This window comes from Arthrobacter sp. FW306-06-A (assembly GCF_021870055.1).
GTDB lineage: Bacteria > Actinomycetota > Actinomycetes > Actinomycetales > Micrococcaceae > Arthrobacter.
This window is the reverse complement of sequence record NZ_CP084552.1, coordinates 1,826,712-1,839,380: the sequence shown is the minus strand read 5'-3', so window position 1 is coordinate 1,839,380 and position 12,669 is coordinate 1,826,712. Positions and strand designations below refer to the sequence as shown.

Genomic DNA, 12,669 nt, shown 5'->3' with positions numbered 1-12,669 from the left:
CAACAACGAAAGGGTCCTCCCGCCTTGGGAGGACCCTTTCGTTGTGTCTGGAACTTCTTACTGCTCGATGACGAGGAGCAGGTCTCCACCCTGGACCTGCTCGACGGCGGAGATGGCGAGGCGGGAAACCTTGCCGCCTACCGGCGTCGTGATGGATGCTTCCATCTTCATGGCCTCGATGGTCGCCACGGTGTCACCTGCGTTGACCGTGTCCCCGGGCTTGACCGTGACGGTAACGGCGCCGGCGAACGGTGCGGCCACCTGGCCGGGCTGGGCGGGGTCGGCCTTTTCGGCGGCCTTGACGTTGCTCACCACGGACCGGTCACGCACCACCACGGGGCGGGACTGGCCGTTGAGGGTGCACATGACGGTGCGCATCCCCTTTTCGTCCGGCTCCGAGACGGCTTCCAGGGAGGCGATGAGGCGGACACCGCGCTCCAGCTGGATCTCGTGCTCGGTGCCGCGCTGGAGGCCGTACAGGTAGTCACGGGTATCCAGGACGGAGATGTTGCCGTACGTCTCCACGCTCTTCAGGTAGTCCTTGGTGGGGCCGTCGAAGAGCAGCCGGTTCAGCGTGTGCTGGCGGGTCTTCGAATCGGACTTCAACGCGGCGCTGTCCTCGGCGCTCAGCTCGACGTCGCGCACCTTCACGCTCCTGCCCTGCAGGGCCTTGGTGCGGAAGGGCTCGGGCCAGCCTCCGGGAGGATCACCGAGCTCGCCGGAGAGGAAGCCGATGACTGAGTCGGGAATGTCGTAGTTCTGCGGGTTCGCTTCAAAGTCCGCAGGATCGGCGTTGAGGCCCACCAGGTGCAGGGCGAGGTCACCCACCACCTTGGAGGACGGCGTGACCTTCACCAGGTGGCCCAGGATGCGGTCGGCGGCGGTGTACATGTCCTCGATCGCTTCAAACCGCTCCCCCAGGCCCAGGGCCATGGCCTGCTGGCGCAGGTTGGACAGCTGGCCGCCCGGGATCTCGTGCTTGTACACCCGGCCAGTGGGGCCGGGCAGGCCCGACTCGAAGGGGGCATAGACGCGTCGGACCGCTTCCCAGTACGGCTCGAGCGAGCTGACGGCGTCCAGGTTGAGGCCGGTATCGCGCGGCGTGTGGGCCAGGGCAGCAACAAGGGCCGACGCCGACACTTGGCTGGTGGTGCCGGCCAGCGATGCGGAGGCCACGTCCACGGCATCCACGCCGGCGTCGACAGCAGCCAGCAGGGTGGCCAGCTGGCCGCCCGCGGTGTCGTGGGTGTGCAGGTGGACCGGCAGGTCGAAGCGCTCACGGAGCGCCGCAACGAGCTTCGCAGCGGCAGCGGGGCGCAGCAGCCCGGCCATGTCCTTGATGGCCAGGATGTGGGCCCCGGCGTCGACGATCTTCTGCGCCAGCCCAAGGTAGTAGTCCAGATTGTAGAGCTTCGCTTCCGGGTCCAGCAGGTTGCCCGTGTAGCACAGCGCCACTTCCGCCACGGCGGTGCCGGTGGCACGGACTGCGCGGATGGCTGGAGCCATCTGGTTGACGTCGTTCAGGGCGTCGAAGATGCGGAAGATGTCGATGCCGGTGGCGGCGGCCTCGTTGACGAAGGCCTCCGTGACTTCTTCCGGGTACGGCGTGTAGCCCACCGTGTTGCGGCCGCGCAGCAGCATCTGGATGCAGACGTTGGGCATGGCCTGGCGCAGGGCTGCCAGCCGGTCCCAGGGGTCCTCGCCCAGGAAGCGCAGCGCCACATCATAGGTGGCACCGCCCCACGCCTCGACGGACAGCAGCTGCGGCATGAGCGCCGTAACAGCGGGGCCCGCGGCTACGAGGTCGCGGGTGCGGACGCGGGTGGCCAGAAGGGACTGGTGCGCGTCGCGGAAAGTGGTATCGGTGACGGCGACGGCATTCTGCTCACGCAATGCCTTGGCGAAGCCTTCCGGCCCCAGTTCAAGGAGCTTCTGCCGTGAACCGGGTCCTGCCTCCCTGTCCTTGACGTCGGGCAGCTTGTGCGCGGGATCCGAATGCACGGTCAGGTCGCCGTTGGGCTTGTTCACGGTGACGTCGGCCAGCCAGGTGAGGAGCTTGGTGCCGCGGTCGGCGGATACCCGGGCCTTGAGCAGCTCCGGGCGCTGGTCGATGAAGTTGGTGGCCACATCTCCGGCGATGAAGTCGGGATCGTCCAGCACAGCCTGGAGGAAGGGGATGTTCGTGGAGACGCCACGGATGCGGAACTCGGCCAGGGCACGGCGGGCGCGGGCAACGGCAGTGGGGTAATCCCTGCCGCGGCAGGTGAGCTTCACCAGCATGGAGTCGAAGTGCGGGCTGATCTCGGCCCCGGAGTACACCGTGCCGCCGTCAAGCCGGACACCCGCGCCGCCGGCCGAGCGGTACCCGGTGATCTTTCCGACGTCGGGGCGGAAGCCGTTGGCGGGATCCTCCGTGGTGATGCGGCTCTGGAGGGCTGCGCCGCGAAGCCTGACCGTGTCCTGGGAGAGGCCAAGATCGGCGAGGGTCTCGCCGGAGGCGATCCGCATCTGGGCCTGGACCAGGTCCACGTCCGTGACTTCCTCGGTTACCGTATGCTCCACCTGGATGCGCGGGTTCATTTCGATGAAGACGTGCTGGCCGGCCCGCTCACCCTCGGTGTCGACGAGGAACTCGACCGTACCGGCGTTGACATACTTCAATGCCTGGGCGAACTTCACGGCGTCCCGGTAGAGGGCCTGCCGGATGTTGTCGTCCAGGTTGGGGGCGGGAGCGATCTCGATGACCTTCTGGTGCCGCCGCTGGATGGAACAGTCACGCTCGAACAGGTGCATGACGTTGCCTTCGGCGTCCGCCAGGATCTGCACTTCGATGTGCCTCGGCCGGAGGACTGCCTGCTCAAGAAACATGGTGGGGTCACCGAAGGCGGCGTCGGCTTCGCGCATGGCTGACTGCAGGGCTTCGGGCAGGGCCTCGCGGGTATCCACCCGGCGCATGCCCCGGCCACCGCCGCCGGCAACGGCCTTGGCGAAGATTGGGAAGCCGATCTCATCGGCCGCAGCAAGGAGCTCATCCAAGTCCTTGGACGGCTCGCTGGACTTCAGGACCGGCACGCCGGCCTCGCGGGCGGCCTTCAGCGCTGCCACCTTGTTGCCCGCAAGCTCCAGCACTTCGGCGGGCGGCCCCACGAACGTGATGCCGGCCTCCTTTGCCGCGCGTGCCAGCTCCGGGTTTTCCGAGAGGAAGCCGTAGCCCGGGTAGATGGCGTCAGCTCCGGACTCCTTGGCGACCCGTACCACCTCCGCCACGTCAAGGTATGCCCGGACGGGGTGTCCCTCCTGGCCAATCAGGTAGGCCTCGTCCGCTTTCTGGCGGTGAATTGAGTTTCGGTCCTCTTGGGGAAAAACGGCAACGGTCTTGGCGCCCAGCTCGTAGCCGGCGCGGAAGGCCCTGATCGCGATTTCACCGCGGTTGGCCACCAGAACTTTGGAAAACATACTTCTCCTGCATCATTGCTGGGTGGATCGATGAGTGGTCACAGTGTCTAGGACCTACAAGGACAAACACAAATCTTTGTGGTCACGGTCACAGAATTTCCCGTCATGTCCCGAACGCTTTCAGCCTGGCTGGCGGAAACCGCCCCGGCAGCACAGTCGGTGGCATGCCGACGCCCGTTAAAGCAGGATTCGCCGACGCATCAACATATGATGAGTAGGGCGGCAGGACCGCCCGGCTTCGGCTCTGCCGAGGCAAACATTACTCCCAACACGGCATCCGGCGTTAGGTTTTGGTCTCTCAAGTGCAAGTAGTCAGCATCAGCAGCCTCAAGGGTGGAGTCGGTAAGACTTCCGTCACCACAGGATTGGCGTCTGCGGCGCTGGCCGCGGGAGTACGCACGCTGGTGGTGGACCTCGATCCGCATGCCGACGCCACCACCGCCCTGGGCGTCCAGCCGGGCGACCAGTTGGATATTGGCAGGATGCTCAAGAGCCCCCGCAGGGCAAAACTGGCGGAGAACGTGGTCCGCAGCAGCTGGGCTGACCGAACCCCCACGAACGGTTCCGGGCCCGCCGTCCTGGATGTCGCCGTCGGCTCCGCCTACACCGGGATTTACGACCGGCCGGACCTGGGCCGCCGCGACCTCCGCCGGCTTTCCGCCGTGCTTGCCGGCGCCAACGACTACCAGCTGGTGCTGATCGACTGCCCGCCGTCCCTCAACGGCCTGACGCGCATGGCCTGGGCCGCCAGCGACAAGGTTGCCCTGGTTGCCGAACCCGGCCTGTTCTCGGTGGCCGGCACGGAACGCACCATGCGGGCAATCCAGCTCTTCAGGCAGGAGTTCGCCCCGAACCTGTCGCCGGCCGGGATCGTGGCAAACCGCGTCCGGAGCGGCTCGTCGGAGCACACCTACCGGCTTGCCGAAATGGAATCCATGTTTGGCGAACTCCTCCTGAGCCCGCGCATTCCGGAACAGGCCAACTGGCAGCAGATCCAAGGCGCCGCCCATCCCGTCCACCACTGGCCCGGGGATTCGGCCAAGTCCGCCGCCGGCCTGTTTGACGACCTTTTATCCAACCTGATGGCCTCCCGCAGCGGCCTGCGGAGCCGGGCCCGCTGAACCGCAGGCCGGCACAACCTCCCAGCGCACCCGACGCTTAAACGTCCAGGGGCCGTCCTCCAAATGGAGGACGGCCCCTGGTTCGTTGATCTACGGGTCAGCTGATCTTCCGCGCGGCCCTGCGCTTGCTGAGTTCATCGTCGGGAAAGGATTGCTCCGCGGCGTGTTCGCTGGGCAGCGAAGCCAGGCTGCCCTCCACCTCGCGCCATACGCGCCCAACCGCGATGCCGAAAACGCCCTGGCCGCCCTGGACCAGGTCTATGACCTCATCTGCAGACGTGCATTCGTAGACGCTGGCGCCGTCGCTCATGAGCGTGATCTGCGCAAGGTCCTCCACCCCGCGCTCGCGCAGGTGTTCCACGGCCGTACGGATCTGCTGCAGGGACACGCCAGTGTCGAGGAGCCGCTTGACCACCTTGAGCACCAGGATGTCGCGGAAGCCGTACAGCCGCTGGGATCCGGATCCTGCAGCGCCACGGACGGCCGGCTCCACCAGGCCGGTACGGGCCCAGTAATCGAGCTGGCGGTAGGTGATGCCTGCAGCCTTACAGGCAGTAGGCCCGCGGTAGCCTGCGTCTTCATCCAGTACCGGAAGGTCCTCGGTGAACAGGAGGCCCTGGGCACCACTTACGGGTACAGCAACGCCAGCCTTGGGCTGCTTTAGCCCGCCTGCTTCGCCTTTGGGACTCACCTGGATCCTCCTTGTCGTACGCTCCCTTGGTACTGATACGGCTGCATTGGCATGAAGACCATGCGTGTAATTTTTCCGCGGGGCGCACTTTCCAGTGTGACCTGCGCGGCTGCCGTAAGCAAGGAAACTTGATACTTCGACGTTAGGCCCGGCGGGTCCCGAGGTCAAAGACCTTCGGGGCTTGGAAGAGGCGTGTCGAAAGTTTCAGCCTTAACTTTAACCTTAACGTGACCTTAGCCGTCGAAATCCTCGGGTTCCACGTCGTCCAGGAACTCCCGGAAACGGCGCAGTTCGCGCTCCTCATCGACGGTGGGGCCGGGCTCGGCGTCCTCCCCCTCGTCATGTTCGGTGATGCGGACTCCCGCCTCATCCATCACCGAATCGGCGCACCAGATCCGGCACTTGGCGCGCAGTGCCACCGCAAGGGCGTCCGATGCGCGCGAGCTGACCGTGGTTCCATTTTCGAACTGCAACTGCCCATAGAAGATGTTGTCCTCCACGGCCACGATGTTGACGCTGACCACAGAGTGGCCCAGGGACTCCACGACGTCCACGAGCAGGTCATGGGTCATCGGCCGGGGCGGGACCACGCCCTGCTGGGCAAGGGCGATGGCGCTGGCTTCCGGCGTGCCGATCCAGATGGGCACGTGGCGTTCGCCGTGCATCTCCTTGAGCAGGACCAGCGGCTGGTTGGAAGGCAGTTCGATGCGAACGCCAACAATCTCGACTTCGATCATCAGATGTCCATGCGTGAGATGTGGTCCTGCACCAGGGCCCTGTGCAGGGTGAGGCAGAGGTCGCTGATTTCGCGGGCAGCCTCCGCTGCCCGCGCCTGGGATGCCGAGTCCTTGCGGGAGGCAAGCGGCGCGACCGCACGTTCCACCAGGCCGAATTCCCGTTCGGCCGCCGCCTGGAACGGCCGCAAGTGCCGGGGTTCCAGGCCGTGGCTTTCCAGCTGGACACAGGCGCGGGCAACCTGGAGGGCGTGCTCGTCGAACTGGCCGTTGCTGTGGCTGATGAGGCCGAAACTCAAGAGTGACTGCAGCAGGGGAACGCTGGCTCCGGATTCGGTGCGGAGCTGCTCCTCGCTGAGCTTCCGGCCGCGGTTCTGCAGTTCGGCGGCCAGTTCGTCGGAGACGATGCGTGGCGAAACCACGACGCCGGGCGGCAGGTTCTCCGGGCGCTCTCCCCTGTCGATGGCATCAAGGTAGTCCTTGATGACTTTCAGGGGCAGGTACTGGTCCCGCTGCAGGGCCAGCACAAAGCGCAGCCGCTCCACGTCGCCATCCGAATACTGGCGGTAGCCGGCAGGAGTGCGCCGCGGGTTGATGAGTCCCTTTTCTTCAAGGAACCGGATCTTCGACGCGGTCATGCCCGGGAAGTCGGCGCTCAGCTGGGCGAGGACTTCGCCAATGTTGAGGACCTGGGGGCCCCGGCGTTCCGGTTGTGCCATTGCCACAGGCAGCGGTCCCCGGGTCAGCTGCGGCCTGCAGCCGTGGCAGGGCTCAGGTAGAAGGTGAGGCGGAACTTGCCGATCTGGACTTCGCTGCCGGACTTCAGCTCGACGCGGTCCACCCGGTCATGGTTGACGTAGGTGCCGTTGAGGCTGTTCTTGTCCACCACTTCGAAGCTGCGCGCGGTGCGCCGGAATTCGACGTGGCGGCGCGACACCGTGACGTCGTCCAGAAAGATGTCCGCATCCGGGTGGCGTCCTGCGGTGGTCACATCCGAGTCCAGCAGGAACCGGGCACCTGCGTTCGGACCGCTGTGGGCCACGAGCAGCGCCGAACCTGCGGGCAGGGCCTCAACGGAGTTGCGCTCGTCCGAGGACAGCCTGGGAGTGATGGTGGGTTCGTCGGTGACCGGGGTGAGATGGATCGAGGTGGTCTCCGACGCCCTAGCCGCACCCGTGCCGTAATCCCCATCGGCAGGGTTGTGTCTGTGGCCAGCCATGGATTCCTCCTCTTAGACGTTGCGGGCACCAAACCCGCAACCAACGTTTGCTCTGCCGGCCCTGCCAGCAGGTCCGGCCCCGGCTCCCGTTCCCGGCTTTGACGTGCGGAGACGCATTGCTGCGGCGCGGGGCCGGACCGGAATTACCGGTTAGCTTTAGCCTACCTGCTGTTCGTACTCGGATGCACTGAGCAAAGACTCAACGGCGTCAGGTTCGGCGAGTTTGACCTCGATGAGCCAGCCATCACCGTAGGGATCAGTGTTGATCAGTGCAGAATCGCTGTCCAGCGAGTCGTTCCGGGCCACGACTTCCCCGGAAACGGGCGCGTAAATATCGCTCACGCTCTTGGTGGACTCCACTTCGCCCACCACTTCGTTTGCCGTAATCTTTGTGCCCACTTCGGGCATCTGGGCGTAAACGACATCTCCAAGGGCGTCCTGGGCAAAGTCGGTGATTCCCACGCGGACCACGCCGTCGGCATTGGGGGCCGTGACCCACTCATGTTCCGCGGTGTAGGACAGGTCTTCGGGAATGTTGCTCATGGGGGGCCTTTCATCGGGGTACGCGCCAATGTCAAAAGGGGCCCGCAAAACGGGCCGCCGCTGAAAGTATAGGCATAACTGCCGGGGCCGGCACGGGGGCTTTCTGACAAGATGGGGCCATGAATGCAAGCATCGGTGCAGCACCCATGGAACCGGGCGGGTAGGCCATGCCGGAACTGCCTGAAGTCGCCGGCCTCGCCGGGTTCCTGGATGAACAACTGCGGGGCTGCGTGGTCACCAAACTGCAGATCGTCTCCTTTGCCGTGCTTAAGACGGCGGATCCGCCCTTCAACGCGATCGAGGGACGTACCGTGTCAGGCGTGCGGAGGTTCGGCAAGTTCATCAGCATCGACACGGATGGCATATCGCTGGTGTTCCACCTGGCGCGGGCAGGCTGGGTGCGTTTCACGGACTCCCCTGCCGACAGCCAGCTCCGAATGGGCAAGGGCCTCATAGCGGTGCGGTGTGCCTTCTCGGGCCCCGAGGGGCCCCGTGGGCTGGACCTGACCGAGGCGGGCACCAAGAAGAGCCTGGCCGTCTATGTGGTGCGGGATCCGCAGGAGGTGCCCGGCATCGCCACGCTGGGGCCCGATCCTTTTACCGAGGCGTTTGACGCCGACATGCTGGCTGAGATCCTGGCCGGCAGTTCACAACAGATCAAGGGCCTCCTGCGCAGCCAGAGCGTCATTGCCGGCATCGGCAACGCCTACAGCGACGAAATCCTGCATGCCGCACGGATCTCGCCCTTTGCCACCGCAAAGTCCCTGGACCGGGACACCGTGCAAGTGCTGTACGACGCCATCCACAGCGTGTTGGGCGAAGCGCTGGCAGAGGCCAGCGGCAAGCCTCCCAAGGACCTTAAGGACGTCAAGCGCAGCCACATGCGCGTGCACGCCCGTGCCGGCCAGCCCTGCCCTGTCTGCGGGGACACCGTCCGGGAGGTGTCGTTCGCGGACACGGCCCTGCAGTACTGCCCCACGTGCCAGACCAAAGGCAAGATTCTGGCTGACCGCAGGACATCGAAGTTCCTGAAATAGGAAGATCCGGCGCCCGAAGTTGCGATTCGGGACTTCCGGTCCTGCCCGGGTGCGCCCCTGGTGTGTAGCGTCTTGATCAAGGCTCAGAAGTCTCGATCAGCTCAAAGGGGCCACAATGCGCCGGTCTCGATTCGCCGTCCCCGGAATGGCCTTGGCCCTCGCCCTCGGCGGTGGTCTTGGGGGCACCGCATTGGCGCCGCCCGTTGCCGCCACGCCGGCAGTAGCTGCGCACCGGAGCCTTCCGGCTTCGATAGTCGCTGAGCAGGCCGGCGACGACGCGATCGCCCAGCACTATGAGCAGCTCGGCGGCAGCGCATCATTCCTCGGCGCGGCAATCGGCGGCACGTATGACATCGCTGGAGGTCGCGCCCAGGACTACACCGCCGGCACGATCTATTGGAGCCCCGCCACCGGAGCACACGAGGTGCACGGGGCCATCCGCGGACGTTATCTCGCATTCGGCGGACCGGGCGGCTACCTGGGCTTCCCGCTCACCGACGAGACCGCCAGTCCCGGCGGCAGTGGCCAGTACAACGACTTCGAGCGCGGCACGGTCTACTGGAGCCCCGGCACCGGAGCACACGAGGTGCACGGGGCCATCCGCGGTGAATACCTCGCATTCGGCGGACCGGGCGGCTACCTGGGCTTCCCGCTCATCGACGAGACCGCCACTCCCGGCGGCGGTGGCCAATACAACGACTTCGAGCGCGGCACGGTCTACTGGAGCCCCGGCACGGGAGCACGCGAGGTGCACGGGGCCATCCGCGGTGAATACCTCGCATTCGGCGGACCGGGCGGCTACCTGGGCTTCCCGCTCATCGACGAGACCGCCACTCCCGGCGGCGGTGGCCAATACAACGACTTCGAGCGCGGCACGGTCTACTGGAGCCCCGGCACGGGAGCACACGAGGTGCACGGGGCCATCCGCGGACGCTACTTCGAGCTCGGCGGGCCGTCTGGTGTTCTTGGATTCCCCGTGACGGACGAGACCGGCACCTCCGATGGGGTGGGCCGGTACAACCACTTCAGCGGCACGAACGCCGGCTCGTCGATCTTCTGGTCGCCCGCCGCCGGAGCCCACGAGGTGTACGGGGCTATCCGGGCCCAGTGGGCAGTCCTGGGTTGGGAGCGCAGCCGGCTCGGCTACCCGACCAGCGGCGAGTATGGCATCACGGGCGGGCGCCGCAACGACTTCCAGCAGGGATCGATCCTGTGGCACGCGGCCAGTGGCAGGACCGAGGTCGTCTACACCAGCTTCCCGTCAGCGCTCCGGGGCGTGGACCTCGAGCGCATTCCGACCACGCAGAGGATTGCCGCGCTCACGTTCGACGCCGGGGCCAACGACGCCGCCCTCCGATCGATCCTCGCCACCCTCGCAGCCAATGGCGTCCCAGGTACGTTCTTCCTCACCGGAGACTGGGTCAACCAGTTCCCCTCCGACCCGGCGCTGATCTACAACGCGGGACATCGGATTGGAAATCACTCCATGACCCACCCAGACTTCACCACCCTGAACGACGCCCAGATCGCTGCCGAGATCAACAGCGCGCAGGGGACCATCGAGGCTGCCGGAGGCGACCCCCTCCCGTTCTTCCGCTTCCCGTATGGGGCCCGTGATGGCCGCACGATCACAGACGTCAACGCCGCAGGCTACGCGGCGATCCGGTGGACCGTCGATACCCTGGGCTGGCAAGGCACCATGAATGGAACGCGCGGTCCGGACTTCGTCGTGCAGCGTGTCATGGCATCCGCGCAGCCCGGGGAGATCATCCTGATGCACCTCGGCTCGAACCCCGACGACGGCTCCACACTCGACGCCGCGGCCCTCCCCCAGGTGATCTCCCAGCTCCGGGCGGCAGGCTACGGCTTCGTCACCCTGGATGCCGCCCTCGGCTAGCTGGCCCTGTGCCCGCCACGTCCGGCAAAGAACACCCCCACCCGGACAGATCACCCCCGGGTTCCAAGGTGCTTTGTCCGGTGGAGGGGTGCTTTGTCCGGTGGAGGGGTGCTTTGTCCGGCGGAAGGTGCGCGGCCAAAAATGATTTCGAAGCCAAAAAAGCGGAAAGCGCCGGAGAAATTCTCCGGCGCTTTCCGCTCTTCGGTCGGGCTGACAGGATTTGAACCTGCGACCCCTTGACCCCCAGTCAAGTGCGCTACCAAGCTGCGCTACAGCCCGCTGGTTCCGCCGTTCTCCGCTGATCCCAACCCGAAGGTTTTCATCAGCAGTCCGGCCGAACCACCTAGAAGAGCTTACACGATCCGGAGGGGTGCCTGTGACACTTTCCGGTGATCAGCCCCAAGGTGTGTCGCAATTAACGCTTCCGGCTGCGCTTTTCACGCACGCGCATGCTGACCTCGATGGGCGTGCCTTCGAACCCGAAGGTTTCGCGCAGCCGGCGCGTGATGAACCGGCGGTACCCGGGGTCCAGGAATCCGGTGGTGAACAGCACAAACTTCGGCGGCCGGCTGGAGGCCTGGGTACCGAAGAGGATGCGCGGCTGCTTGCCGCCGCGGACCGGGTGCGGGTGCGCGGCCACCAGCTCGCCGAGGAAGGCATTCAGGCGCCCGGTGGCAATGCGCCGGTCCCAGTTCTCCAGGGCCAGGTCCAGGGCAGGAACCAGTCGGTCCTTGTGCCAGCCGGTCTTTGCCGAGATGTTGACGCGCGGAGCCCAGTCAACGTGCGCCAGGTCCTGCTCGATCTCGCGCTCCAAGTAGCGGCGGCGTTCGTCGTCGAGCAGATCCCACTTATTGAAGGCCAAAACCAGTGCGCGCCCGGACTCGATGGCCAGCTGGAGGATGCGGACGTCCTGTTCGCTGAGGACCTCGTCCACGGCCAGGAGCACGACGGCGACCTCCGCCTTCTCGAGCGCGGACTGCGTCCGGAGGGAGGCGTAGTAGTCCGCGCCCTGGGCCATGTGCTGTCGGCGGCGGATGCCGGCCGTATCCACGAAGCGCCAGGTGCGGCCGCCGAGCTCGATGAATTCGTCCACGGGGTCCCGGGTGGTGCCGGCCGTGTTGTCCACCACCACGCGTTCGGATCCGGCGAGCTTGTTCAGCAGGGAGGACTTGCCCACGTTGGGGCGTCCGATGAGGGCCACGCGGCGGGGGCCGCCGGAGCGCTCCACGCCTTCGATGGTGGAGAACTCGGGCAGCACGTCCATGACGTGGTCCAGGAGGTCGGCAACCCCGCGGCCGTGCAGGGCCGAAACCGGGTAGGGCTCGCCGAAACCCAAGCCCCACAGCGCGGCGCTGTCGGCTTCCTGGGCAAAGTCGTCCACCTTGTTGGCCACCATGATGACCGGCTTCTTGCTCCGGCGGAGCATCTTCATGACGCCTTCGTCCGTGGCGGTGGCACCCACCGCGGAGTCAACCACGAACAGCACGGCGTCGGCGAGTTCCACTGCCATCTCGGCCTGTTCGGCAACCCGGGCGTGGATGCCGCGGGCGTCATGCTCCCACCCGCCGGTGTCCACCAGGGTGAAGTTGCGGCCGTTCCACTGCGCGGAGTACATCACGCGGTCGCGGGTGACGCCGGGGGTGTCCTCCACTACCGCCTCCCGGCGGCCCAGGATGCGGTTCACCAAGGTGGACTTGCCGACGTTCGGCCGGCCGATGATGGCCAGGACGGGATCCAGCTTGAGGGGGCCCTCAAAGTCCTCGTCGCCATACTCGCCGCTCAGCAGGGCGGCGTCGTCCTCGTCAAGCTCGTAGTCCTCCAGGCCGGCCCGGAGGGAAGCGGCACGCAGCTCCGCTTCGTCGTCGTCAATCGCTGCCAGCCGTTCGGCAACTTGGTCGGTGCCCGTGGGCCTGTAGTCGTCGTCGGCGCTGGAAGGCCCGGAAGTCTGGGTGGTGTCGCTCATTGCAAGTC

Annotated in this window: 10 protein-coding genes and 1 tRNA gene; 3 read left to right on the top strand and 8 right to left on the bottom strand. The window is 66.2% G+C overall.

Going from position 1 to position 12,669, the window contains the following annotated elements; genetic code table 11:
• Positions 1–57: 57 nt before the first annotated feature.
• Entirely contained in the window at positions 58–3,456 is a 3,399-nt protein-coding gene (locus LFT49_RS08425; RefSeq protein ID WP_237430240.1) for a pyruvate carboxylase, read from the bottom strand.
• Between the two features lie 302 nt (positions 3,457–3,758).
• Between LFT49_RS08425 and LFT49_RS08420 the strand changes: the two genes are divergently transcribed.
• Positions 3,759–4,577, top strand: coding sequence for a ParA family protein (locus LFT49_RS08420; protein WP_236802001.1), 819 nt, complete (start codon positions 3,759–3,761; stop codon positions 4,575–4,577).
• Positions 4,578–4,674: 97 nt separating this feature from the next.
• Here the strand turns inward: LFT49_RS08420 and LFT49_RS08415 are convergent, their stop codons facing one another.
• The 5 genes from LFT49_RS08415 to gcvH form a co-directional block, all read right to left on the bottom strand.
• Positions 4,675–5,268 (bottom strand): MerR family transcriptional regulator, encoded by a 594-nt coding sequence (locus LFT49_RS08415; protein ID WP_142134380.1) that lies wholly within the window; start codon positions 5,266–5,268, stop codon positions 4,675–4,677.
• Between the two features lie 233 nt (positions 5,269–5,501).
• Positions 5,502–6,005 (bottom strand): bifunctional nuclease family protein, encoded by a 504-nt coding sequence (locus tag LFT49_RS08410; RefSeq protein ID WP_056331728.1) that lies wholly within the window; start codon positions 6,003–6,005, stop codon positions 5,502–5,504.
• Positions 6,005–6,721, bottom strand: coding sequence for a transcriptional regulator FtsR (gene ftsR / locus LFT49_RS08405; protein WP_018763526.1), 717 nt, complete (start codon positions 6,719–6,721; stop codon positions 6,005–6,007). The genes LFT49_RS08410 and ftsR overlap by 1 nt, the downstream gene beginning before the upstream one ends.
• Positions 6,722–6,744: 23 nt before the next feature.
• Entirely contained in the window at positions 6,745–7,221 is a 477-nt protein-coding gene (locus LFT49_RS08400) for an FHA domain-containing protein (protein WP_236802000.1), read from the bottom strand.
• Positions 7,222–7,377: 156 nt separating this feature from the next.
• Positions 7,378–7,764 (bottom strand): glycine cleavage system protein GcvH, encoded by a 387-nt coding sequence (gcvH, locus tag LFT49_RS08395; RefSeq protein WP_018763524.1) that lies wholly within the window; start codon positions 7,762–7,764, stop codon positions 7,378–7,380.
• Between the two features lie 167 nt (positions 7,765–7,931).
• On the opposite strand from gcvH, the gene LFT49_RS08390 reads away from it, so the two are divergent.
• Both LFT49_RS08390 and LFT49_RS08385 read left to right on the top strand, forming a co-directional pair.
• The gene (locus LFT49_RS08390) at positions 7,932–8,801 is read left to right on the top strand and encodes an Fpg/Nei family DNA glycosylase (RefSeq protein ID WP_237430239.1); all 870 of its coding nucleotides are present in this window, start codon (positions 7,932–7,934) and stop codon (positions 8,799–8,801) included.
• A 115-nt stretch (positions 8,802–8,916) separates the two neighbouring features.
• The gene (locus LFT49_RS08385) at positions 8,917–10,698 is read left to right on the top strand and encodes a polysaccharide deacetylase family protein (protein ID WP_237430238.1); all 1,782 of its coding nucleotides are present in this window, start codon (positions 8,917–8,919) and stop codon (positions 10,696–10,698) included.
• Positions 10,699–10,903: 205 nt separating this feature from the next.
• On the opposite strand, the gene LFT49_RS08380 is transcribed toward LFT49_RS08385, so the two are convergent.
• Together LFT49_RS08380 and der are read right to left on the bottom strand one after the other, a co-directional pair.
• Positions 10,904–10,977: transfer RNA gene (locus LFT49_RS08380), tRNA-Pro, on the bottom strand.
• Between the two features lie 136 nt (positions 10,978–11,113).
• Positions 11,114–12,661 (bottom strand): ribosome biogenesis GTPase Der, encoded by a 1,548-nt coding sequence (gene der, locus LFT49_RS08375; protein ID WP_236801997.1) that lies wholly within the window; start codon positions 12,659–12,661, stop codon positions 11,114–11,116.
• Between the last annotated feature and the right edge of the window lie 8 nt (positions 12,662–12,669).